Annotated in this window: 15 protein-coding genes; 2 read left to right on the top strand and 13 right to left on the bottom strand. The window is 73.4% G+C overall.

All coding sequences use genetic code 11. The annotated features are described in order from the left end of the window. Nucleotides 1-84: 84 nt before the first annotated feature. Entirely contained in the window at nucleotides 85-879 is a 795-nt protein-coding gene (locus DEJ49_RS13710) for an ABC transporter ATP-binding protein (RefSeq protein ID WP_150184388.1), read from the bottom strand. Next, complete coding sequence (locus DEJ49_RS13705) at nucleotides 872-1,792, bottom strand: ABC transporter permease (protein ID WP_150184387.1); 921 nt, start codon at nucleotides 1,790-1,792, stop codon at nucleotides 872-874. The genes DEJ49_RS13710 and DEJ49_RS13705 overlap by 8 nt, the downstream gene beginning before the upstream one ends. Nucleotides 1,793-1,920: 128 nt before the next feature. Here DEJ49_RS13705 and DEJ49_RS13700 point away from each other — a divergent pair, with 128 nt between their 5' ends. Beyond that, complete coding sequence (locus tag DEJ49_RS13700) at nucleotides 1,921-2,541, top strand: TetR/AcrR family transcriptional regulator (protein ID WP_150184386.1); 621 nt, start codon at nucleotides 1,921-1,923, stop codon at nucleotides 2,539-2,541. 64 nt (nucleotides 2,542-2,605) lie between these two features. On the opposite strand, the gene DEJ49_RS35940 is transcribed toward DEJ49_RS13700, so the two are convergent. The 5 genes from DEJ49_RS35940 to DEJ49_RS13680 form a co-directional block, all read right to left on the bottom strand. After that, a complete protein-coding gene (locus DEJ49_RS35940) occupies nucleotides 2,606-2,770 on the bottom strand; it encodes a hypothetical protein (RefSeq protein ID WP_190329346.1) in 165 nt (54 codons plus the stop codon). Between the two features lie 122 nt (nucleotides 2,771-2,892). Then, a complete protein-coding gene (galE, locus tag DEJ49_RS13695; RefSeq protein WP_150184385.1) occupies nucleotides 2,893-3,882 on the bottom strand; it encodes a UDP-glucose 4-epimerase GalE in 990 nt (329 codons plus the stop codon). An 80-nt stretch (nucleotides 3,883-3,962) separates the two neighbouring features. Beyond that, nucleotides 3,963-5,555, bottom strand: coding sequence for a glycosyltransferase family A protein (locus DEJ49_RS13690; RefSeq protein ID WP_223833179.1), 1,593 nt, complete (start codon nucleotides 5,553-5,555; stop codon nucleotides 3,963-3,965). 114 nt (nucleotides 5,556-5,669) lie between these two features. Then, nucleotides 5,670-7,265, bottom strand: coding sequence for a hypothetical protein (locus tag DEJ49_RS13685; RefSeq protein WP_150184383.1), 1,596 nt, complete (start codon nucleotides 7,263-7,265; stop codon nucleotides 5,670-5,672). Next, the gene (locus DEJ49_RS13680; RefSeq protein ID WP_150184382.1) at nucleotides 7,262-10,768 is read right to left on the bottom strand and encodes a bifunctional glycosyltransferase/CDP-glycerol:glycerophosphate glycerophosphotransferase; all 3,507 of its coding nucleotides are present in this window, start codon (nucleotides 10,766-10,768) and stop codon (nucleotides 7,262-7,264) included. The genes DEJ49_RS13685 and DEJ49_RS13680 overlap by 4 nt, the downstream gene beginning before the upstream one ends. A 164-nt stretch (nucleotides 10,769-10,932) precedes the next feature. Here DEJ49_RS13680 and DEJ49_RS13675 point away from each other — a divergent pair, with 164 nt between their 5' ends. Then, the gene (locus DEJ49_RS13675; RefSeq protein ID WP_150184381.1) at nucleotides 10,933-13,062 is read left to right on the top strand and encodes a CDP-glycerol glycerophosphotransferase family protein; all 2,130 of its coding nucleotides are present in this window, start codon (nucleotides 10,933-10,935) and stop codon (nucleotides 13,060-13,062) included. Here the strand turns inward: DEJ49_RS13675 and DEJ49_RS13670 are convergent. The 6 genes from DEJ49_RS13670 to DEJ49_RS13645 all read right to left on the bottom strand — a co-directional run bounded on the left by DEJ49_RS13670 (nucleotide 13,038) and on the right by DEJ49_RS13645 (nucleotide 24,201). Further along, a complete protein-coding gene (locus tag DEJ49_RS13670) occupies nucleotides 13,038-15,866 on the bottom strand; it encodes a stealth conserved region 3 domain-containing protein (RefSeq protein WP_150184380.1) in 2,829 nt (942 codons plus the stop codon). The two genes, DEJ49_RS13675 and DEJ49_RS13670, sit on opposite strands and share 25 nt — an antisense overlap. Continuing rightward, entirely contained in the window at nucleotides 15,863-16,831 is a 969-nt protein-coding gene (locus DEJ49_RS13665) for a hypothetical protein (protein ID WP_150184379.1), read from the bottom strand. Before DEJ49_RS13665 ends, DEJ49_RS13670 begins: the two co-directional genes overlap by 4 nt. Nucleotides 16,832-16,959: 128 nt before the next feature. Then, nucleotides 16,960-17,874, bottom strand: a complete 915-nt coding sequence (locus DEJ49_RS13660; protein ID WP_150184378.1) for a class I SAM-dependent methyltransferase — start codon at nucleotides 17,872-17,874, stop codon at nucleotides 16,960-16,962. Between the two features lie 40 nt (nucleotides 17,875-17,914). Beyond that, nucleotides 17,915-19,621, bottom strand: coding sequence for a hypothetical protein (locus tag DEJ49_RS13655; protein ID WP_223832821.1), 1,707 nt, complete (start codon nucleotides 19,619-19,621; stop codon nucleotides 17,915-17,917). A 23-nt stretch (nucleotides 19,622-19,644) separates the two neighbouring features. Further along, nucleotides 19,645-21,888, bottom strand: coding sequence for a bifunctional glycosyltransferase family 2 protein/CDP-glycerol:glycerophosphate glycerophosphotransferase (locus DEJ49_RS13650; protein ID WP_150184377.1), 2,244 nt, complete (start codon nucleotides 21,886-21,888; stop codon nucleotides 19,645-19,647). A 60-nt stretch (nucleotides 21,889-21,948) separates the two neighbouring features. Continuing rightward, on the bottom strand, nucleotides 21,949-24,201 hold the full coding sequence (locus DEJ49_RS13645; protein WP_150184376.1) for a CDP-glycerol glycerophosphotransferase family protein: 2,253 nt from the start codon (nucleotides 24,199-24,201) through the stop codon (nucleotides 21,949-21,951). Nucleotides 24,202-24,210: the final 9 nt, after the last annotated feature.

The raw sequence follows: 24,210 nt of genomic DNA, 5'->3' as shown, positions 1-24,210 counted from the left end.
TGCTAAACGCTCCCATAGTGTAAGGATCTGCGTATTGATGCGACAAAAGGGATACGGCCCACGGGGTGGGCCGGGCCTGCCCGCCTACCCCTTCCCGCCGCCCGTGAAGCTCTCGTACTCCTTCAGGACCTCCGCCGTGGGCCCGTCCATGCGCAGTTCCCCGCGCTCCAGCCACAACACGCGGTCGCAGGTGTCGCGGATCGACTTGTTGTTGTGGCTGACGAGGAAGACCGTGCCGGCACGTTTGCGCAGCTCGCGGATGCGGGACTCCGAGCGCTTCTGGAAGGAGCGGTCGCCGGTGGCGAGCGCCTCGTCGATGAGCAGGACGTCGTGGTCCTTGGCGGCCGCGATGGAGAACCGCAGGCGGGCGGCCATGCCGGAGGAGTACGTGCGCATCGGGAGCGTGATGAAGTCGCCCTTCTCGTTGATGCCGGAGAAGTCGACGATGTCGTCGTACCGCTCCTGGACCTGCTCGCGGGTCATGCCCATCGCGAGCCCGCCGAGGCGTACGTTGCGCTCGCCCGTGAGGTCGTTCATCATCGCCGCGTTCACGCCGAGCAGGGACGGCTGGCCGTGGGTGAAGATGCGGCCGTGCTCGACGGGCAGGAGTCCCGCGACGGCCTTGAGCAGCGTCGACTTCCCGGAGCCGTTCGTGCCGATCAGGCCGATGGCCTCGCCCTTGTACGCGGTGAACGACACCTTCTTCACGGCGTGCACCTTGCGGACGCCCGCCCGTGCCTCGGTCTTCCTGCGGCCGCCGATGATCCGGTTGAGCGCGGCGGTGGCGGTGCCGCGGCCCGCGCCGGTGCCGTGCACGCGGTAGACGATGTCGACGTCGTCGACGATGACGGTGGGGGCGAGCCCTTGGGTGTCAGCCACGGCCGTACGTCTCCTCTGCCTTCCAGAAGTAGATGAACCCGCCGATGCCGGCGAGCAGGGCCCAGCCGAGGGCCCAGGCCCACACGTGGTGCGGGAGCTGGTCGTGCCGGAAGCTGTCGATCAGCGCGAACCTCATGAGGTCGATGTACACGGCCGCGGGGTTGGATTCCAGGAGGACCTGCACGGCGTGCGGGAGGTTCTGGTCCTTGAGGACGGCGTCGATGCTCCACATCACCCCGGACACGTACATCCAGGTCCGCAGCACGAACGGCATCAGCTGCGCGATGTCCGGCGTCTTGCTGCCGAGCCGCGCCATGACGAGCGCGAGACCGGTGTTGAACGTGAACTGCAGCGCGAGGACGGGAAGCACCAGGAGCCACGACGCGGTGGGCGGGACGCCGAAGCAGAGCAGGATCACGAAGAGCGCGCACATGGAGAACAGCAGCTGCTGGAGCTGCTGCAGACAGTACGAGATCGGCAGCGAGGCGCGCGGGAAGTGCAGGGCGCGGACCAGGCCGAGGCTGCCGGAGATCGCGCGGGTGCCCGCCATCACGGACTGCTGGGTGAACGTGAAGACGAAGACGCCGGTGACCAGGAACGGGACGTAGTCCTCCACATCCCGCTTGGTGTTCATCAGCACGCCGAAGATGAAGTAGTAGACCGCCGCGTTCAGGAGCGGGGTCATCACCTGCCACACCTGGCCGAGCTTGGCCTGGCTGTACTGGGCCGTCAGCTTGGCCGTCGCGAAGGCGGTGATGAAGTGGCGGCGCTGCCAGAGCTGCCGTACGTAGGCGGGCAGGGAGGGGCGGGCGCCGCTGACGGTCAGGCCGTGGAGGGCGGCGAGGTCGGCGGGGTCGGGCGTCGGGTCGGCGGGGTGCGCCGCGCGAGACGGTGTGTCGAGGGCCTGGCTCACGTCCGTTGCTTTCGCTCGGGGAGGCTGGAGGTGTACGTCGGGACGGTCCCGTATCGTCGCAACGCCGAGAGTAGGACGTCGGTACGTCGGAACGCAACCGTATCGTCGTCACGCTTTATGCTGTCCGTATGACGACGAGCAGGCCACAAGGTGAACAACCGCGCCGCCGTGCCCCCGCGGGGGCGGCCGTGCTGCGGGAGGACGTGACCGAGGCGATTCGCGCCGCGGTCTTCGGGGAACTGGCCTCCGTCGGCTACGCCCGCATGTCCATCGAGGGCATCGCGCGCCGCGCGGGCGTCGGCAAGACGGCGGTCTACCGCCGGTGGCGCTCGAAGCTGCACCTCGTGCTCGACCTGGTGTCGGCGATAGCGGTCCAGGGGCTCCCGGCGCCGGACACGGGCTCCCTGGAGGGGGACCTGCGCCTGCTGTACGAGGTCACGTCACGCGCCCTGCGCCACCCCGTCGCCTCGCAGATCATCCCCGACCTCCAGGCGGAGGCGGCCCGCAACCCGGAGATCGCGGAGGCCCTGCAGAAGGCGCTGCGGGAGGGGCAGCACGGGGTGGCCAGCGGGATCGTGCGGGCGGCGGTGGAGCGGGGCGAGATCCGATCCGGCGTCGACGAGGACCTGGCCCTGGACCTGGTCTCGGGACCGCTCTACTGGCGCTCTGTCGTGGTGCGGGCCGACCTGCCCAAGGGCTACCTGGGGAGGCTTGCGGGGGCTACGGCGGCGGGGTTGCGGGCGCTGTGACTTCGGTGGGCCGGTGCGCATCAAAGGCACCGGCCCACCGAAGTCGCGGCCCCCTCTCGGAGAGCTACGACTGGCGGCGGTGCGTCAGGAGCAGGGACGTGGCCGCGGCGAGTGCCGTGACGCCCGTGGCCGCGCTGACCAGTACCTGCTGCACGCCGTCCAGAGCGAAGCTGGTCGAGACGTTGATGGCGATCGCGGCGGCGAGGACGAGCCAGAGCAGGGCCTTCATGGGGTGCTGCCTTCCGGGCGGGGCGGCCGGCGCCTCGTGCGGCGGCCTGCGCTGCGCTCCACTCTGTCCGCCGCGGGGCGTCGGCACGATGGGGTGTCCACCCCGGCCGATGGTGTAGCGAGCTACACCCCGCCCCCCGCCTCCGGGTGCCGGCGGAGCCAGCCTGCCCACGCCGACGCGATCATGTCGCGCACGTCGCGCTTCGCCGACCAGCCGAGTTCCGTGGCGATGCGGTCCGCGGACGCCACCACGCGGGCCGGGTCGCCGGGGCGGCGGGCCGTGACCTCGGCGGGGGTGGTGCGGCCCGTGGTCTCGTTGATGAGCGTGGTCATCTCGCGGACCGAGACGCCCTCGCCGCGGCCGATGTTGAGGGTGAGGTCCGTGCCGGGGGCGGCGGACACCAGCCTGCGGGCTGTGGCCACGTGGGCCTCTGCGATGTCGACCACGTGGATGTAGTCGCGTACGCACGTGCCGTCCGGCGTCGCGTAGTCCGCGCCGAAGATGCGCGGGGCCTCGCCGGCGGTGAGCTTCTCGAAGACCATGGGGATCAGGTTGAAGACGCCGGTGTCGGCGAGGTCCGCGGAGGCCGCGCCCGCCACGTTGAAGTAGCGCAGGGACGCCGTCGTCAGGCCGTGCGCGCGGCCCACCGCGCGGACCAGCCACTCGCCGGCCAGCTTCGTCTCGCCGTAGGGGCTCATCGGCAGGCACGGCGTCTGTTCGGTGACGAGGTCTACGTCGGGCATGCCGTAGACGGAGGCGGAGGACGAGAAGACGAAGTGGGCTACCTCCGGCGACGCGGTCACGGCCTCCAGGAGGACCCGCAGGCCCTCCACGTTCTCGTGGTAGTAGTGCAGCGGGCGTTCCACCGACTCGCCGACCTGCTTCTTGCCGGCGAGGTGCACGATGCCGGTGATCCCGTGCTCCTCGAAGGTGCGGGTCAGCAGGGCGCCGTCGAGCACCGAGCCCGTCACCAGCGGCACCCCGGCGGGGACGCGCTCGGCGATGCCGGTGGACAGGTCGTCGTAGACCACGGCCCGCTCGCCCGCCTCCGTCATGGCGCGGACGACGTGCGCCCCGATGTATCCGGCGCCGCCGGTGATCAGCCAGGTCATGGTCGGCTTGTCCTGTCTTGTCGCGAACGTGTGCGTGTGTGTCTGGAGTGCAGTGTCGCAGAGGGCTCATTCGGGGCGCGTCAGTGGCCCGCGGCGCCCCGCGCGGAGCGCAGAAGCCTGGTCAGGCGCCGCTTCGCGACCTCCGTCACGCCCCGCACGCCGGGCGCGAGCCGCACCGACAGGTTCCCCGCCTGCGTCGCGTACGGCTGGACGAGCAGTACCCCGCGCCGCCTGCTCGGCACCACCGTCCTGCGCAGCAGACCGGGCCCCGCGACGGCGTGCGCGGTCGCGTCGCGCGCCGTGCCGTCCTCGAAGAGGAGCCGGAGGCGGACGTCCCACACGGCGTTGTCCAGGGAGGCGAGGTCGAGGAGGACCTCGGCGGTCCATGTCTCCCCCGGCCGCTCGGACGAGAACGCCGCCGTCCTGCGCATCCCGGGCGCCCCCGTCTGCCGGTGCACCAGCTCGACGTCGACCGTGGCGGGTCCCGCGTCCGCCACCCGCCCGTACAGCTCGTGCAGCCGCAGCGTCAGCCGCGACCCGCCGGCGGCCGGGCGCAGCTCGCCGTCGACCGCGAGGGGCAGCAGCCGCAGGGGCCGGACGAGGAGGTGCTCCAGGGTGACCCGGGGGAGGTCCTTCGCCCAGACGGGCGTGCCGTCCGGCGTCCTCGGGTACGGCGGTGCGAGCCGGGCCGGGCGGGCCGCGACCTGGTTGAGGCGGCGCAGGTCACGCGGCTCCTCGGAGGCGAGGACGACGCGGGCGATGACCCGGCCGGGCGCGGGCGCCGCGTCGAGGTCGGCGGCGTCGAACGTCGCCAGGTACGCGCGCGTGAGACCCCACCACTCGCGCCGGTACTCCGTGCCGCGCGCGGTGAGCTCGCGCGTGTACATGCGCAGGCTGTGGTCGAGGAACTTGGCGCGGGCCGCCCGCGCGAGCCGCTTGCCGCCGGTGCCGTGCGCGTCCCGCAGGATGTCGACGGACTGACGGTGCGCCTCTATGCGGGCCTGCCAGTTGGCGATGTCGGAGCGGTCGAGGGAGATCGACAGCTTGGTGGCGGCGCGGCGCACGTGCCAGACGTAGACCGTGTCGGGGACCAGGGCGATGCGCGGGGCGGCGGCGAGCATGCGCGCGGTGAAGACGAAGTCCTCGTAGACGAAGCGGCCTTCGGGGAAACGGATGCCGTGCTCGCGCAGGAACGCCGTGCGGTACAGCTTGTTGACGCAGAGCGTGTCGTGGACGAGGCGCGGGCGCAGCTCGGGGCGGGCGACGAGCTGTGCCTTGCGGTAGATCTCCGGCTGCCAGGGCACCTCGCGCCCCGAGGGCAGCTCGCGGCGCACGCAGAGCCCCGACGCGACCTCCGCGCCGTGCCTGCGCGCGGCGGCGAGCAGCGCGTCGACCGCGCCGGGCGGCAGCACGTCGTCGCTGTCGAGGAACATCAGGTACGGCGCCTCGGCGGCGTCGATCCCGTCGTTGCGGGGGGTGCCGCAGCCGCCGCTGTTGGTCTCCCTGCGGATCACGCGCAGGCGCGGGTCGTCGGCCGCGAGCCCGGCGAGGATCTCCGCGCTGCCGTCCGTCGAGCAGTCGTCGACGGCGATCACCTCGTGGACGGCGGGTCCCTGTGCGAGCGCGGAGCGCACGGCGTCCGCGAGGTGGGCCGCGTCGTTGTAACCGATCACGACGACCGAGACGACGGAGACGTGGGAGTCGGACGGGTTCGTGGCAGGGGTGTTCTGGGCACTCGGGTGAGGCAGGATGCGGTCCACAGGGGAAATTTTAGGGGTTGCTGGCAATTATCCGATTAGAGGGGCATTCGTGGGCGTGGATCCGTCCCGGCCCACCCCTTTCGGACCGCCCACCCGTGCGAGCACCTCGCCCGTACGCGGACTCCAGCCCACCACCACGGCCTCGGACGGGACCCGCTGGTCACGCGAGAGCAGCAGCCACCGCACGTCGTAGCGGCGGACGATCGCCGCGCGTTCGGCGCGCGTCGACGACGGGTCGAGGTAGTCCCGTACGGCCGCGAGGCGCCTGTTGCGCACGTCCTCGTCGAGTGAGGCGTCCGGCCAGGCGGGGGCGACGAGGTTGGCGCCGTAGCCGGGCACGGAACGGGTGGGGTAGTAGCCGTTGGTCAGGACGACGTCGCCCCGGTGCATGTGCCCGATCGCCCACCCGTACCCCGGCCAGCGCGGCGGCTGGTCGAAGCCGATGGGGTCCAGGGCACGCGGCACGACGGCGCCCGCCTGGATCTGGAAGAACCCGACGCACGCCCCGAGCGCCGCCGCCCCGGCGAGCGCGCCGCGCCGCCACCCCCAGGAGCGCGGCGCCGCGAGCTCGACGGCCAGCGCGAACTGCAGCGGGACCAGGGTCAGGCCGAGGATGCGGCCGTACGTGTAGTGGCCGCTGACCCAGCCGTACGCGACGACCGCGCAGTCCAGGGCGAACATCAGGACCAGGGGGTCCCTGCGGTCCCTGCGGAAGCGCAGCCACAGGGCGGGCAGGCCCAGCAGCGCCAGCCAGAAGCGCTGGGGCATCTCGGTGTACAGCTGGCGGTGGATCCAGTCGACGGACGCGTCACCGACGAGGGAGAAGACGCTGTAGTACGGCCAGACCGCGCCGAGCAGGGCAGCGGTCACGGCGGTCGCCGCCCAGCACCACACGCGACGCCCCGCCGCAGGCCCCGAAGCCGCGAACGCGACGACCCCGATCACCGCCCCCACGGACGAGATGGGGTGGACGAGGAGGATCAGTCCGCACAGGGCGCCGAGCCCCACGTACGGCCACCAGCCGGCCCGCGCCCGCGCCCGCGCCGGCGCGTCGCGGACCAGCGTGCCCGCCCACGCCCACGCCCAGAACGTCAGGCCGATGGCGAACGTCGACGGGTACCCGAGGTTCCCCGTCATCGACATCAGCCCGAGATAGCCGCTCCACCACGCCATCCGGGTGCCCCACAGCAGCACCATCGCGATCAGCGCGAGGACGGGCGCCCACGGGCGGGGCGTCAGGACACGGACGAAGCGGCCGATGCCGGTGAGCAGGACGAGGAGGTTCAGCGGGCCCGCGAGCTTCACGACCTGCCAGCCCGCGAGGCCCGTGAGCTTCGCGAACAGGCCCTGCGCGACGGCGTACGGCGAGTAGTACGCGCTGCCCTCGCCCGGCAGGTCCGCCATCGGGTGCGCGGGGTGGAGGAGGTTCTCCTTCAGACGCTCGACGACCGCCGCGTGCTGGCCGAAGTCGCAGCACATCGGGACCCGCCAGTACGCGAGCGACATCACCAGCCAGAACAGCCCGCCGATCACGAGGTACGGGGTGGGCCGGCGGCGCCTGCCGCCGTCGCCGAGCGCCGTCGCGCCGTGGAAGGCGCGGCGCGTGAGCAGCGCCCCGCTCACCGCATGAGCCTCTCCGCCACGCGGGCCGCGGCCCGCCCGTCGTCCAGGTCGCAGTAGGCCTCGCGGAACGCGGCGTACGCGTCCGCGTGCCGTGACGTGATCGCGTCCAGGTCGCGCAGCGCCTCGACGACCTCGTGGGTGGTGGCGAGCAGCGGGCCGGGGGCGCGCGTCTCGAAGTCGAGGTAGAAGCCGCGGACGGTGTCGCGGTAGTGCTCCAGGTCGTACGCGTGGAACAGCATCGGTCTGCCGGTGTGCGCGAAGTCGAACATCAGGGAGGAGTAGTCCGTCACCAGGACGTCGGCGAGCAGCAGGAGTTCGGCGGCCCGCGGGTGCGCCGACACGTCGCGTACGAAGGGGGCGCGGGCGCCCGTCAGCCGTCCGGACGTCAGCGGGTGTTTGCGGACGAGCAGCACGTGGTCGTCGCCGAGGACGGACTCGGCGGCGCGGAAGTCGAGCGCGGGCTCGTAGCGGAACCGGCCGGGGGAGTAGGCGAGATGGTCACGGTACGTCGGCGCGTACAGCACGATCCGCTTGTCCGGCGCGATGCCGAGCTCGCCGCGGACCCGTTCGGCGACCTTGTCGCGGTCCTCGGTGAACAGTACGTCGTTGCGGGGTGAGCCGGCTTCCAGGACCTCGCCCTCGTAGGCGAGGGCGCGGCCCAGGTGGGGGGTGGAGAAGCGATTCGGCGAGATCAGGACGTCCCACTGGCGGGACAGTTTCGGCAGGGCGTCGAGGTGGCCGTGGTCGGCGTAGAGGGTGTCGGTGAGGTCGGTGCCGATGCGCTTGAGCGGGGCACCGTTCCAGGTCTGGACGACGGTCTGGCCCTCGCGGCGCTCGAAGAAGTCGGGGAGGTGCCCGGCGGTGACGATGCGGCGGCAGCGGGCCAGCGCGTCGTACCAGTCGGCGCTGTGCTCCTCGACGCCCTTCGCGCCGGGCGGGACGTGCGTCTGCTGGTCGTGCGTGACCCACAGGTGCTCGACGTCGGCGCCGCGCCGCACGAGTTCCTCGTGGACGGCGCGGGGTGAGTCCCCGTCGAAGTACAGGACGGCGTCGCGCAGGGGGAGTCGGCGGCGGCTCGGGTAGTGGACGGTACGGAGCCTGTGCCGCCGGTACGCGCCGCGCTCGGACCGCGAAAGCACGGACCCGGCCTCCACGAACAGCCGGTCACCGAACCGCCGGTCGACGGTGAACTCCCGCCCCTGGGCGGTGTGGTGCAGGGGAAGCGTGACGGAGGCGGAGGCGAGCAGCCGTACGGGAACACCGTCCTCGGCGCGCCCGGGTCCGCTCCCTTCCCCGGAACGTCCCGCCCCGTCCCGCAAGAACGCGTACCACCGTCCCTCCCGCAGCACCCCGCCCCCCGGCGCGATCACCGCCCGGAACCGGTCGCCGGTCTGCTCCGTGGGGACCGTCAGTTCCTCGTCGCGGCCGCTGTGCCGCAGGATCAGCTCGGGGTCGTGCCAGCTGGCCGGGGTCAGCGTGCCCTCCACGGTGAGCGTGCCGTCCGTGTCCCACGTGACGCGGTCCGCGACGGGCCGCCGGGTCAGCTCGACGACCAGGCGGCCCTGGTCGTTGGCGGTGGCGCAGAGTTCGCGGCCCGCGCGGGACGCGTACCGCCCCGGGGGCAGGTCGAGCGTGGCGGCCAGGGACTTCAGCGTGCCGTCGGGCAGGACGAGGTTGGCCTGCCAGCGGTCGCCGTGCGGGGGCTCGACCTCCTTGGGCGCGAGGTGCGGGGTGGGCGCCACGTCCTCCAGGTCGGCGAGGCGGACGCGGACCTCGAAGCGGTCGCCGGTGTGCCGGACGGGGTAGTCGAAGTCCGTCTTCGTGGTCGCGTGGGTGAGGCGCAGGGCCTTCGGACGCAGGCGCCCCGGCAGCGTGCCGGACAGCACCACGTCGCCCCCGTCGCGCCGGTGGGCGTCCACGCGCGCCGCGTACTCCTGGATCCGCAGCACGAGCCGCCCCTTGCTGTAGCCGAGGACGAGCCGCAGCCCGTCGTCGAGCTCGCGCACCACGGACTGCGCCGACGCGCCCTCCGTCGCCCGCAGCGCGGTCCTGCGCACCATGCCGTGGCCCGCGAGGACCAGGCCGAACAGCCAGTTGCCGGGCTGCCAGCGGCCGCCGGACCTCAGCTGCTCGGGGTCGACCGTCATCTCGAAGCCGGACAGGTCGTAGCAGTGCAGGCGCTGCCGGGACTTCTCGGTGGCCTGCGGCGCGGCGATCGTCCGCGTCGGGACGCGGCGGAACTTCCCCTTGCTGTGCGCCGCCTTGAGGAGACCGGCCTTCACGGAGTGTCCGGGCCGGGTCGCCTCCATGTTGCGCACGTACGCGTATCCGGTGATCCGCAGCTTGCCGCCGGCGTCCCACCGCGCCTCACTCACCCGGGCCACGGTGGGCAGTTCGCCCCGGCCGATGCGCGCGACCTTCTCGGGCAGCGCGCCTACGCCGGGGTAGGCGGCGCGGCGGCGCACCTTCCCGCGCACGTGGAAGGCGGTGCCGTTGGCGCGCTCGAAGGCGAGGAGTTCGATGAGTTCGGCGGTACGTGCCTCGCGGACGAGCTGCCACTTGACGCGCAGGTCGACGGGGAGCTCCGCGAGGACGGCCGGGTCGGCGCGGCGCAGGAACGCGGCGGTGTCGGTGAGGAACGCCGTGCGGTACTCGGGGCCGCCCATCGGCAGCCCCTCCAGGAAGTACACGAAGTCGTCGCGCAGGCACGACGCGTCGTACGTCTTCTTCATCTCCGGCGCGTGCCGGGCGAGGAACCCGCTGACGTGCGCGCAGGCCGCGATCCGGTCGCGCACGCCCTTGACGTCGGTGCGGCGCCGGGTGATCGAGCCCTCGCGGACCCGCCAGTAGTAGACGTGGTCGCTGAGCACGTCCACGGATCCGGCGAGGAAGTGCGCCGGGATCATCACGGGGGTGTCCTCGTAGAGCTTGCCCTCGGGGAAGGTGAAGCGGTGCCGGTCCCAGAACGCGCGCCGGAACACCTTGTTCCAGGCGACGCGGTCGGAGAGCAGGTCCAGGTCCTCGGAGATGTGGGTGCTCGTGCGCGCCTCGGTCAGCCACTTGTACTGCCAGGCCTGGGAGCGGCCGCGTTCGTTGAGCCGCCACACGTTGCCGCTCGCGAAGTCGGAGCCCGTGGCGTCCAGGCTGGCGATCATCCGGCCGTACGCGTCGTGCGGCACGACGTCGTCGCTGTCGACGAAGGTCAGGAACTCGGCGGTGGGGGACGCCTTGCGCACCCCGGTGTTGCGGGCGGCGCTCAGTCCGGCGTTGCGCTGGCGGACGTAGACGAAGCGGGGGTCCTTCGCGGCGAACTCGCGGGCGATGCGCGGGCTGCCGTCGGTCGAGCCGTCGTCGACGAGGATGCACTCCAGGCCGCCGCGTGCCTCGGGGCCGCCGTGCAGTCCTGGGCCGTCCATGGTCTGCCCGGCGATCGACTCCAGGCACTCCTCCAGAAACTCCTCGACGTTGTAGATGGGTACGACGACGCTGAGACGGGGCTGCACGCGAACCGGCCTTTCATCGGGATACGAGATAGGGCTGATATCGGCATATTCATCCCCTTTGCCCGTTCTCGGCTCCCCGGCGTCAATTTCCCCGCCCGTGACCACCCCAACGAGTGACGTTCGGTCTTCGACAGGCGGTGTCCCGCTGGCTACGGTCGGTGTTCATGACGCGCTTCTCGGTAGTCGTCCCCGTCCACCGCGTCCAGGGCTACCTGCGCGCATGCCTGGACTCCGTGCTCACCCAGTCCTTCGCCGACCTCGAACTGATCGTCGTCGACGACGCGTCGCCCGACGCCTGCGCCGCGATCGCCGGGGAGTATGCGGAGCGCGACCCGCGCGTGCAACTCGTCCGCCTCCCCGCCCGCGCGGGCGCGGGCCCCGCCCGCAACATCGGCGCCGACCGTGCCACCGGCGCGTACCTCCTCTTCCTCGACGGCGACGACCTGCTCCTGCCCGGCGCCCTGGAAGCCGTCGACGCCGCGCTCACGGCGGCGGACGACCAAGCCGGCCCGGATGTCGTCCTCTGCGCCCACGACCGCGTCGACTGGTGGGAGAACGTCCGCCCCGGCGGCGACGACCTCACCGGCGACCCCCTCGCCGCCACCCCCGCCGCCTGGAACCGCGTCTTCCGGCGCGGTTTCTGGCAGGAGCAGCGCCTCGCCTTCTCCTCCGGCGCGTACGAGGACGTGGTGCCCGTCGTCACCGCGACCCTCCGCGCGGGCGAGCGCACCGCCGTCGTCGAACGGCCCTGCGTGCGCTGGCGTGAGCGGCGCGCGGGCAGCTTCTCCAAGACCCCTGGCCGCGCCCACTTCGCCCTGGTCGGACGGTACGAGCAGCTGCTCGCCGCCGCGGGACCCGAGGACCGCGCCCGGCTCCTGCCGCACGCCGCCGTCCACCTGCTCGCCGTCCTCGACGACCCCGGACGGATCAAGGACGGCGACCGGCGCGACTTCTTCCGCGCGGCCGCCCGCCTCCACCAGCAGTACGCGCCGGTCGGCACCACACCCCGCACCCCCGAGGAGAAGGCCCTCGCCACCGCCTCGTTCGCCGCCCACGAAAGCCTCCGCAAGGCCGAGACGCGACGGCTGCGCCTCACCCGGCAGCTGACGCGGCAGAAGAAGAAGCTGCGGGCCCGCGCCATGCGCGCCGCCTACCGCGCCGACCTGCGCCGCCCCCTCGACCCGCACCTCGCGGTCTACGGCGCCTACTGGAACCGCGGCGTCTCCTGCAACCCGGCCGCCATCCACGCCAAGGCCCGCGAACTCGCCCCGCACGTCCGGGGCGTGTGGGTCGTCTCCAGCCGCAACAAGCACCGGGTGCCGCCCGGCGTCGAGTACGTCATCGAGGGCTCACGCCGCTACTGGCAGACCATGGCCACGGCCACGTACCTCGTCAACAACTCCAGCTTCCCCGGCGGCTTCACCAAGCGCCCCGGCCAGGTCTACCTCCAGACCCACCACGGCACCCCCCTCAAGACGATGGGCCTGGACCAGCGCCGCTACCCGGCGGGCACGCACGGCATCAGCTTCCAGAAGGTCCTCGACCACACCGACCAGTGGGACTTCAGCCTCTCCTCCAACCCGCACTCCACCGAGATCTGGGAGCGCGTCTACCCCTCCGTGGCCTACCAGGCCCTGGAGGCCGGCTATCCGCGCAACGACGTGTACTTCACCGCGGGCGAGGACGAGGTGGCGCGCGTACGGGCGCAGTTGGGCGTCGAGGACGGGCGGACCGTGCTGCTGTACGCGCCCACCCACCGCGACTACCAGAAGGGCTTCCTGCCCCGCCTCGACCTGCGCCGCTTCGCCGACGCGCTCGGCCCCTCGTACGTCGTCCTCGTGCGCGCCCACTACTTCTACGGCGCCGACGCGGGCCTCGAAGCCCACCCGCAACTCGTCGACGTCACCGGGCACGCGCGCGTGGAGGAGCTCTGCCTGGCCGCCGACGCCCTCGTCACGGACTACTCCTCGCTGATGTTCGACTACGCCTGCCTCGACCGCCCGATCGTGACGTACGCCCCCGACTGGCAGGCCTACCGCCTCGCCCGCGGCACCTACTTCGACCTGCTCTCCGGCCGCCCCGGCGAGACCCCGGGCGCCGTGGCCACCACCGAGGACGAGCTCGCCGCGCTGTTCAAGGACGGCGGGTGGGACACCCCGGAGGCGACGGCGCTGCGGGCGGCGTTCCGGGAGCGCTTCTGCCCCTACGACGACGGACGCGCCGCCGAACGCGTGGTCCGGCGGCTGTTCCTGTCCGGAGCGTCCGGCGCTCAGGAGCCGTCCCGCACCTCATAGGGCGAGCGCACCGGGAAGTACGCGGTCAGGAACGAGCGGATGGCGAGCGCCATCTCCTCGTCCGTCACCCCGCCGTCGGGGGACTCGCCGATGCAGAACGCGGTCCGGTCGCGGTTCTGCAGGAGCCGCCCGAGCCGCGCGTGGTCGGCGCGGTCCCCGATGTCCACGAAGTCGTACGAGATGCCGGCGGGCACCGCACGCCCGGTCAGGTACGCGTAGTGCTGGTGCAGCGAGGAGACCAGCGCGAGGTCGCCCCGTGAGCGGACGCGGCTGCGGGCCGTGGCCGCCGTCTGCTCGGGGAAGCGCTCGGTGATCTCCTGGAGGATGCTGCGGCGCAACGCGTACGGCACGTGGAAGAAGGAGTGGGTCGTCGTCCTGCCGAACGCCTCGCGCAGCAGCGCGCGGTTGTTCTTCGCCGCCGCCAGATAGCCCTCGTCGTCCGGTGCGACGGGCAGCGCGGGCACGGACGCCGACGACCAGAAGAAGCGGGCCAGGCCGTTGCTGAGGAAGAACGTGTCCGGGGTGGTGGGGCGGCCCAGGAACATGTCGTCGTTGAAGTAGAGGAAGTGCTCCGACAGGCCCTCGATGCGGTGCAGCTGCGACTCGATGGAGTGCGAGTTGAAGGTCGGCAGGCACTCCTCGGGCTCGGCGAACAGGTCGCGGTGGTCGACGACGGTCAGGCCCGGGTGGTCGCTGTCGAGCCAGGGCGGGGTCTGGCCCGCCGTGACCAGGTACACGTGCCGGATCCACGGCGCGTACATCGCGATCGACCGCAGGCTGAAGCGCAGCTCGTCCCGGTTGCGGAACCGGACCGCGCCGCCGTCGGCCGACGTGTCGCCGCCGCCCAGCGTCTCCTCGCGGCGGGCCCGCCACGCGGGGTCGGAGTCGTCGACCCAGGTGTAGACGGCGTCGATGGGGAAGTCGACGTCCTTGATGAGGAGTTCGGTGAACACGTCGAGCGTCGGGTACGCGCGCTCCGCCACGTCCAGCGTCGCCGTGGCCGTCAGCGAGGGCAGCTCGGCGCCCGCGAGCGTCGACCCGAACGGCGTGTGGAAGGCACCCTCGGGCGTCCGGCGCCAGAACCCCACCGTGCAGGCGAGACCCGCGCCGTGCCGCAGCGACAGCGTGGTCGTGGTGACCGGCTTGAAGACCTTCACGCCCGCGAGGTCGCCGATGGTGTCGAGGCGTTCGGCGAGGACCGTGCCGGGCGCCGCGTCGCGCGGGTTGACCAGCTCCGCGTAGACCGGCAGCCCGCGCAGCGCACCGGCCAGGGCCTTCAGCGCGCGGGGGCGGTCGTCGTCGGCGACGGCCAGGGTGTGGGCGGTCTCGCCCGGGGTGCGCACCACGACGTAGGGGACGTCCTGCGACTCCAGGGCGTCCGCGACGAGCTCCAGGTTCCACTCCGCCATCCGCGGGGCGAGTACGTCGTCCCGGCGCTCGGCGAGGCGGCCCACCGAGCGGATGAGGCGGCCCGTCCCGTCCGCGGCGAGGATCTCGTCCTCGCGGGCGTGCTCGTCGGCGGCGGCCGCCGCGTCGAAGGTGTGCGGGGCGGTGGGCCGGAAGCCGCTGCCGCCGGACGCGACGCCGAGCGCCACCCGGTCCGCGCGCCCGCGCAGCCGCTCCGGACGGTCGCGGCCCGCGACGAGCCGCGTGTACAGCTCCTCCCAGCGCGCGGTGACGTCGGCGGAGGAGAACCGTGCGTACACGCCTTCGCGCGCCGCTTCGGCGTATCCGCGCCGCATCTCGTCGTCGCCCATCAACTCGCCCATGGCGCGTGCCAGTTCGTCGACCTGTCCCGGCGGCACGAGCAGCCCGTCGACGCGGTGCCTGACGATCTCGGCGGGCCCGGTCAGCACGTCGTACGCCACGACGGGCACCCCCGCGGCGAGCGCCTCCAGGAGGACCAGCGGGAACGCCTCGTTGTGCCCGGCGGTCATCAGGCTCAGCCCCGCCTTGGCCCACTCGGCCGCCATGTCCTGGCAGGGGCCGAGGAGTTCCACCCGGTCGTGGAGACCGAACCCGTCGACGAGCCTGCGCAGGTGCCGTTCGCGGTGGCCGCTGCCGAAGATCCGCAGCGTCCACTCCGGGTGTGCCTCCGCGACCTGCGCGAACGCCCTGATGGCGTGGTCGACGCGCTTCTCGCCGGTCAGCCGGGCCGCCATGACGATGACCTTGCTCTCGCCGTCCGCGCGCGGCCTGAAGCCGTCCGGTACGGCGTTCGGGACGACGGCGAGCTCGGGGGCGGTCGCGCCGAGGGACTCCGCGAGCCAGTCACGGGTGCGGCCGGTGAGCGAGACGAGCGCGTCCAGGCGCGGCGCGTGAAGCAGCAGCGGCTCGCCGGACGGGCCGCGCCGCTGGGTGGGCCGGTGCTCCTGGTGGACGGTGACGACCCGGGCGGGCACCAGCGCCACGGCGGCGGCGAGCAGCGCGGGCGTCGTGGTGACCAGCACGTCGGTGTCGAGCGAGCCGAGCGCGGCCGTCATCTCGATGTCCGACAGCCGGTCGAACGCGTCCTCCCAGGCGGGCCTGATCAGCTCGCTGGGCAGCGCGGCGAGGGTCCGGCACGCCGCGTCGTCCACGTCGGACTCCCGCACCGGGCGTTCGGGCGTGACGGTGCGGTCGACGAGGTGACGCACCGGCAGTTCGCGCGCCTCGGCGAAGAACGGCTCGGCGCGGGTGCGGAAGACGGAGACGATCTCGACCTCGACGCCGGGTCGCTCCGCGAGGTGCCGGGCCTGCGTGTACGTGGCGAGCTCGGTGCCGCCCATCTCGTCGCCCCAGCCCAGCAGATACGTGATCTTCATGAGGTCTCCTCCGCGAGGTCCCGCGGTGCGTCGGACTCCCGCACGGCGTCGGTGATGTCCCAGCACGTCACCGCAAACGCGCCGGTCCTGGTGAAGTGGGCGTGCGCCCGGACGAGCGCCCCGCCGGGCAGCGCGTGGACGCGGAACGGCGTGGGGTAGGCGGCGGAGGGGTCCCGTACGTCGGTCAGCCACCGCCCGACCGGCAGCCGCCCCACGCGGAAGTCCCACACCCACTGCCCCGGCCCCGCCCCGGCCATCGCCGCCAGTGGCACCCGCAGCGCGAACGCCGCGCCCTCCCACTCCACTTCGGCCGGCACGACCACCCCGTCCCGCCGCCGCACCGCCTCGGCCGCCCCTGGCGGACCCCCCGCGACGAGCCTTCCGTACACCGTGATCCCGTCCCCCGACGGCACGAACCGCACCAACTCCGCGCGCGGCCGCGACCGCGTCGCCTGCAGCACCGCCCGCCCGCTGCGGGCCCGTACGACCCGGACGAGGGTCCCGGTGCGCGGGTCGGGGGCGTGCGGGGCGGTCGGCGTCGCGGGCGGGGTGCCGCTGTCGGCGGGGGCGAGCCCGTACCGGCGTACGCGGCCGTCCGCGTCCCGCGTCTCGACGGTCAGACGCCACACGCCGTCCCGCATCCCGCGCAGGGTCACCGTGGCGGTCAGCAGGGGCGTGGCGCCGGTGTGCGGTTCGTACGTGAGGGGGACGGCGATCCGGCGCGGCCCACGGGTGATGAGGAGCCGGGCGCGGCCGGGGCCGTGGGGGGCGGCCAGCGCGACGTTGAGGGTGCGGCTGTCGCGGAGCGAGAGGTGCACGGGCGCCAGGAGCGTCCCGGCCCGCCCGGCGGGGCCGCGCACCCGGCCCGCGGCGGTCCGTTCCAGGCGGAAGCGGGTGCTTCGCGCGGTGGTGAGCAGCCGCCGGGCGAAGGGGGGCGGGGCGAACCGTGGGGCGGAGTGGTCCATTTCTCCACTGTGTACGAGTTTGCCCGCTTGTCGTGGCGGACGCCCCGGCCACCGCACCAACATGCACCATCCGGCGCTGCCCGGAGCTGCCCGGTGCGGCTCACCGGGGTCCGGCGCCGTCGTGACGTTCAGCGGCGGGCCTTGCGTACCGCCCGGGTCACCACCGGCGGCAGCAGGTCGACGGCGAGCCTGCGGACGCCCCGGTGCCGGGGAGCGGGCAGGGCGGGCGCGGGGACGGCGGGTGCGGGGACGGCGGTGGGGGCGGGCCTGGCGGGACGTGCGGGATGGCGGGACGTGACCAGGTGGGGTGCCGGGATCTTCGCCCGCGAGGCGCGCAGCACGTCGAGTCCCGCGATGTGCTGGATCTCCGGGGCGCAGTTCGGCATGGCGTGCAGCTCTTCGAGGAGCGCGTCCCGCAGCGGCGCCGGATCGCCCCAGGTGCCGTACAGCTTGTTGGAGGAGAGCATGACGGGCCGCAGCCCGTGGCGGAAGACGGCTTCCCAGGTGGCGGCGGCGACGCCGGGCGTGTGTTCGGTGCGGTAGTCGTCGAGGACGAGGACGCCGTCCTCCCGCAGCGCGTTCTTCGCCGTGCGGATGTCGTCGCGCACGTCGTCGTACATGTGCGAGGCGTCGATGTGGACGAACCGGCACGAGGCGTCCTCGACGGTCTCCGGCAGCACGTCGGTGCGGCCCTCGACCAGGGCGGGCAGCGTGTCGTGGAAGGCCGTGTAGTTGGCCTCGAAGGCGCGCCGGGTCAGGGACTTCTGGTAGAAGGCCTTGGTCGCCTCCTTGGTGTAGCCGTCGTCGGCCCCGAAGAGGTCGCAGACGGTCATCTTCTCGCCGGGCCGCAGGAACTGGCCCATGACGACCGTGCTCTTGCCGAGGTAGCAGCCCATCTCCAGGAGGTCGCCCGGCGGGCTGCCGGCCGCGCCCTGGCCGAGGAACCAGGCGAACAGCCGCTGGTCCAGGGGCCAGAACCAGCCCGGCACGTCCTCCAGGGTGGTGGGGCGCGGCAGTTCGGCCTCGCTGCTGGTCGTCGTCATGAGGGGGCCTCCATCGGGGATGTGCGGTCGGTCGGATCGGTCAGTGGCTGGGTCGGGTGGCTGTCTGTCCGGGCCGCAGGACGCCACCGCAGCGGTCCCGCCCGGTCTCGTACGCCGCGGGAACGGCACGGCCCGCCCATGCGCGGAGCGGCCCGAGACGCTCCGGGTGCCGCACCGCGTCGGCCCGCACCCAGTCGCCCCCGCCGTCGGCCGTGCGGTACAGCGGCAGGTAGCCCTCCGCCGTCAGCCGGGGCGCCGTCATGCCGGTCTTGCGCGCCCAGACGCCGACGGCGTGCACGAAGGTGGGCCGCAACTCCCGGAACGCGTACGTCCGCAGCCCCTCCGTGTCACCCGCGGCCAGCGCGTCCGCGATGCGCGGCTCGGTGAGGCCCGCGAGGTCGTACACCGTCAGGTCGCTGGTGAGCAGCGTGCCGCCGAGACTCGGCAGCAGGACGGAGCCGTCCTCGATACCGAGCCGGTCCGCGTACGTGTTGAAGACGACGCCGTCGCGGTTGACGACGAGGCACATCGGCAGTGTGGGCTCGGCGCGGAACGCGGCCGCGCTCTCGCGCTGCGCCGACCACGACAGGAGCAGCGTCGTGCCGAGGGCCACCGCGACGGCGGCCCGCGGGCGCGGTCCGCCGCGCTCGGCGAGGCCCACGGCGGCCGCGGCGAGCGCCAGCGCGCCCAGCGGCCACACGGGCGTCGCGAACCGGTGCATGCCCATCCAGTCCGGCTCAAGGACGCCGTACGCGCACAGGGTGAGGGCCAGCGGCAGGACGACCGCCGCGAGCGCGGCGCGTGGCATGTCGCGCCGGGAGAGCGCGACACCGAGGAGCGCGGCCGTCACGAGCACGGCGGGCCACCCCGCGAAGGTGAGGAGCTCACCGGTGGTCCGGCTGAACAGCTCGGCGTCGGGCGGCTCCTGGGCCTTGGCGACGGCGGTGTTGGGCACGAGCCGCCCGAAGACGGCGAGACGCCAGGCGAGGAAGAGCGCGTAGGGCACGACAAAGGCGCCGACGCCGAGTGCGAGGGCCCGCACTCGCAGCCGCAGCACCGTGCGGCCCGTGGCCAGCGCGACCAGCAGCGGGTACGCGCCCGCCAGCACCGCGCCGTCCGGGCGGGTCAGCGCGGCCACCAGGGCGAGCAGGCCGGAGGCCACGGCGGGTCCCGCGCCGAGCAGGTTCCCCGCGGTGACGGCCCGTACGAGCACGGCCGCCAGAACCGTGGCGGCACACGCGTACAGCGGATTCTCCAGGCCCGAGAACGTCCAGGCCACGAAGGAGACGTTGGCACCGAGCAGCAGCCCGGCCAGGGCCGTGACCGGCCAGGAGCGGGTCACCAGGCGTCGGGCGGCGCAGGCGACGGCGGTCAGGGTTCCGAGGACGCAGAGCAGGCCGAGCGCTTTGGGGTAGAGGACCAGATCCGGGATGCCGGAGACGGCCCTGTGGTCGAAGAGGCCGAGGCGGCGGCCCGCGACGAGGAGCGCGAGCCAGGCGGGGTTGGAGTAGCCCTCGACGGGCGCGGCGCCCGCTTGCTGGACCGGGCCGAGCCCTTCGTCGATGCTGCGCGCGTACGCGAAGGTGATCGCCGCGTCGTCGACCACCCACCGGCCGAGCCGCGACCCGTGCAGGGCGACCAAGACGCCGCCCCCGACGACCGCCGCCGCGTCGGCCCACCAGGGGGAGGCGGCGCCCTTCGGGGTGCCCGCACGGGCGGCACGTGCCGGCTGCCCCGGGATGTCCACGGCAGGAGCAGTCCTCGTACCGCTCATCGCGTGCTGTTCGACAGGATGGTGGAGGCGGCCTCCCGGAGGCGGCCAGGGTCCTGCTGCGGGAACGCCGGCGGCGGGTACTCGCGGCCGAGCATGACCAGGGACACCACACGCGCGGCCGCGTTGCCGTCCTCGTACTCGCAGAAACGGGCGCGGAACGCGGCGCGCAGCGCGGCGGAGCGTGCGTCGCGCCACGTGCCGGAGGCGAACAGGTCCGCCAGCCGTGACGTGCTCGTGGTGACGTGGCCAGGCGGGGTCGCGAGGAGGTCGACGTACGTGCCGCGGGTGACCTGGAAGGTCTCCCAGTCGTCGGCGTGGACGACGATCGGGCGGTCCAGGCACGCGTAGTCGAACATCAGGGACGAGTAGTCCGTGACCAGCGCGTCGGAGGCGAGCATCAGGTCCTCGACGGACGGCTCGTCCGTGACGTCGCGCAGCACGCCGCGCCGCTCCAGGTCGCGCAGTTCGAGGCCGCGCACGGCGGCGTGGGCGTACTGCGGGTGCAGCCGCACCAGGAGCGTGACCCCGGGGCCCGCCTCGCGGACCAGCCGCTCGAAGTCGACGCGCGGCTCGTACCCCTTGCGGTGGTCGCGGGGCGTCGGCGCGTACAGGACCACCGTGCCGCCGTCGGGGATGCCGAGCCGCCTGCGCACCGCCACGCCGCGCAGCGGGTCGCCCTGGACGAGGACGTCGTTGCGGGGCGCGCCGGTCGGCAGCGAGGTGAAGCGGCAGGGGTAGGCGCTCGCCCAGGCGCGTTCCGCGTGGCGGCCCGACACGAGGCTGTAGTCCCAGCGGTCCGCGCGCCACAACTGGCCGCGCAGGTTCAGGCGGTGGGTCGCGGCGGGGCGGCCCAGGAGGTCGATGCCCATGTGCTTGAGCGGGGTGCCCCGGTGGGTCTGCACGTGGATCTGACCCTCGCGCTTCACCAGGCCGGGCGCCCAGTTGACGTTGCTGACGAAGTACGTCGCCCGGCTCATCACCCGGTGGTAGGCCGGGGTGTCGGGCAGCACGCAGTCGACGCCCCTCGGCATCCGGTCGAGCGTGTCGGGGCGCACCACCCACACGGCCCTGACGTGCGGTGCGACGAGCCCGGCCGCCTGGTGGACGGCGGCCGGGTCGCCGAGCAGACCGCGGTGCGAGAACGCCGAGTACACGGCGAGGTCCGGGTCCAGCGGATGGGCGCGCTGCACGCGCGTGAAGGTCCTCTTCACCCTCCTCGCGGCCTCCCCGCGCAGCCGCTGCTTCTTCTCCCGCGCGGCCGCGATGACCGACTGCGCCACCGCCGCGGCCCGGAACACGGCGTACGGGCTGCTCGCCGCGAGCCGCCACTGGAGCCGGTGGGCGTCGTCGGGCGGGGTGAACCCGGGCGGCCGGTGGCGCCGGTGGAAGTCGACGATCATGCGGTAGAAGTCGCCGCGGTCCTCGGCGGGGACGCGCTCGGTGTTCGGCAGCGTCGTCAGGAAGTGGTTGATCGTCCGCTCGAACAGCAGCGGCCGTGCGGCATCGTGCTCCGGGTGCGCGTCGAGGTACGCGAACAGCGCCTCGTACTGCGGAAAGATGTCGAAGTGCCTGCGCCCCGGCGTGCGGGTGATCGCGCCCTGCCTGCGCTGGCGGTACTCCACGCACACCCGGTCCAGACAGCCGATGCGGCGCGCGGAGACCAGCGCCTGATAGGTGACGGGGGCGTCCTCGTAGAGCCCCTTGCGGTACGTGAATCCGTGGCCGGTGAAGAAGTCGCGCCGGTACGCCTTGTTCCAGGCGACCAGGAACAGGTGCAGGTACTGCGGGCTGCCCAGGATGTCGAACGTGCCCGTGCCCGCGGAGGCGAGCAGGTCCGCCGTCATGCTCGGGCCGCCGGGGCCCCACCAGTGCGTGCGGACGTGGTCGAAGACCAGCACGTCGGGGTCCGCGGTGACGCGGAGCCGCTCGTCGATCGCCGCGAGCGCGCCGGGCGTGTAGCTGTCGTCGCTGTCGAGGAACAGGAGGTAGTCGCCGGTGGCGTAGGTGACTCCGGCGTTGCGCGCCCCGCCGAGCCCGGCGTTCTCCGCGAGGTGGACCGCGCGGACCCGGGAGTCGGCCGCCGCGTACTCGTCGACGATGGCGCCGCAGTGATCGGGTGAGCAGTCGTCGACCGCGATGACCTCGATGTCGGTGAACGACTGCGTCAGGACCGAGTCGAGGCACGCGCGCAGGAAGCCCTGCACCTTGAAGACGGGGACGATGATGCTGAAACGAGGCACGGGTTCTTCCTCCGGTCGGGACGGACGGGCGGTCGGCCTGCGCCGCGGGACGGATGGGCGCTACGGCCTGCGCTGCGGCACGCGGGGCGCCGCCGGTGCCGGGACGCGGTCGCGCAGCGGGACGACCGGCGGCAGCCGCTCCACGGGCTCCCCGAGCAGGACCCGCCGCACCACCCGCTCGGCGGCGAGCCCGTCGTCCAGGTCGCAGAACCGCTCGCGGAACGCGGCCCGCAGCGCCCCCGCCCGCGGGCCGTCCCACGCGCCGGACCGGAACGCTTCCGCCAGCTCGTCCGGGGTGCGGGCCACGACGCCCGGCGGCTCGGCGAGGAGGTCGAAGTACACGCCGCGCGTCTCGCGGTAGACGTCCCAGTCGTCGGCGTAGACCACGATCGGGCGGTCCAGATTGGCGTAGTCGAACATGATCGACGAGTAGTCCGTGACCAGCGCGTCCGAGGCCAGGCACACCTCCTCGGGGGAGCGGTGCGCCGTCACGTCGATCAGCTTCCCGGAGCGCACCACCTCGTCGAGCCCCGCCGACCCCTCGTACAGGTGATGGGCGCGGAGCAGCACCACGAACTCCTCGCCGAGCGCGTCGCAGAACGCGGGCAGGTCGAGCTGGGCGGCGAAGTCGGTGCGGTAGTCGCGGTGGGTCGGCGCGTACAGCACGGCGATGCGGCCCTCGGGGACTCCGAGCCGCGTCCGCAGGGCGCTCACGTCGTCGGCGGAGGCGCGGTAGAAGGCGTCGTTGCGGGGATAGCCGACGTCGAGACTCTCGTACGCGCCCGGGTACGCGCGCTCCCACACCTCCGTCGAGTGCCGGTTGGAGGACACGTTGAAGTCCCAGCGGTCGACGCGCTGCAGGAGCTTGCCGAGGGGTCCGGCGGCCGCCGCGGTGGCGGGGAAGTCCGCCTGGTCCACGCCCATCCGCTTCAGCGGGGTGCCGTGCTGGGTCTGCACGTGGACGGTGCCGGGGCGCTTCTTGACGGCCATCTCGAAGTTGACGTTGTTGAAGGTGTACTTGGCCCTCGCCATGACCTCCCAGTAGCGGCGGCTGCCGATCTCCACGCCCTCGACCCCTTCGGGGAGGCCCGCGGCCGCCGTCGCGCCGGAGACCAGGAACACCGTCCTGATGTGCGGGGCCAGCTCCCGCGCCTTGGCGTGGATCGCCGCCGGGTTGCAGGAGTAGCCGCGCCCCCAGTACGCGGAGAACACGGCGAGCCGTTCGTCCACGGGCTGCCGCAGGAAGGCGGCGTACGCGTTGCGGCCCGGCAGCCTGCGCCCGACCTTCCCCCACACCTCCCGCAGCACCGAAAGCCCGCCCGCGAGACGGGACTTGATCCCGCGCAGCACGCAGAACGCGCCGTACGCACCCGCCCCCAGCAGCCGGTGCTGCACCCCGAGGCTCCCCGCGGGCGGCCGGAACCCGGCCGGCCTGTGCAGCCGGTACAGCCGTGCGGCCCGCCGGAAGAAGTGCCGCCGCAGCCGCGCCGAGGGCAGCCGCGCGGGCGTGGACGCCGCCTTGAGCAGCTCGTGCGTGCACCTGCGGAAGACCCGCGCGACGACGGGCGCGGGCACGTCGAGCGCGACGGCGTCGGTCATCGCGCGCCCGAACCGGTCGAGCAGGTCCATGTGGTGGAGGCCGGGGGCGCGGTGCCGTGCGCCCTGGCGGCGCAGCAGATGGCGTACGCACACCCGGTCGAGCACGGCGATCCGCCCCGCCCGCAGCACGCACTGCAGGCCCCACACCATGTCCGTGAACATGCCGGGTGTGAAGACGAGGCCGTGCTCGGCCACGAAGGCGCGCCGGTGCGCGACGGAGAACGCGGGGACCAGCGGGTCGGGCAGCGCCGTGTGCTCGGCCACGGTGAACGTGCCCGGGGGAGCGCCCGCCCACAGCCGTTCGAGGACCGGGCCCTCACCGCCCTCGAACCAGTGCACGCGCTCGTGGTCGAAGAACAGCAGGTCCGGGTCGTCGCACGCGGAGAGGCGGGCGTCGAGCGCCGCGAGAGTGCCCGGGGTGAGCGTGTCGTCGCCGTCGAGGAAGAGCAGGTAGTCACCGGCCGCCGCGTCCGTCCCGGCGTTCCGCGCCCCCGGCAGACCCGCGTCGGGCGGGGACTGGGTGCGGCGCACCCGCGGATCGCGCGCCGCGTGCTCGGCGGCGATCGCCGGACCCGGCCCTGCCTCCTCGTCGAGGGAGTCGACGACCGCGATCACCTCGAAGTCGGCGCAGGACTGGCCGAGCACGGAGGCGAGGCAGCCGGTGAGCCGCCCCGCCACGTCGTGGGTGGGGACGATGATGCTGAAGCGCGGCAAGACGGCCTC

It is taken from the genome of Streptomyces venezuelae, from assembly GCF_008642335.1.
GTDB lineage: Bacteria > Actinomycetota > Actinomycetes > Streptomycetales > Streptomycetaceae > Streptomyces > Streptomyces venezuelae_F.
The sequence above is the reverse complement of the archived record's forward strand: the minus strand, read 5'-3'. Positions and strand labels throughout refer to the sequence as shown.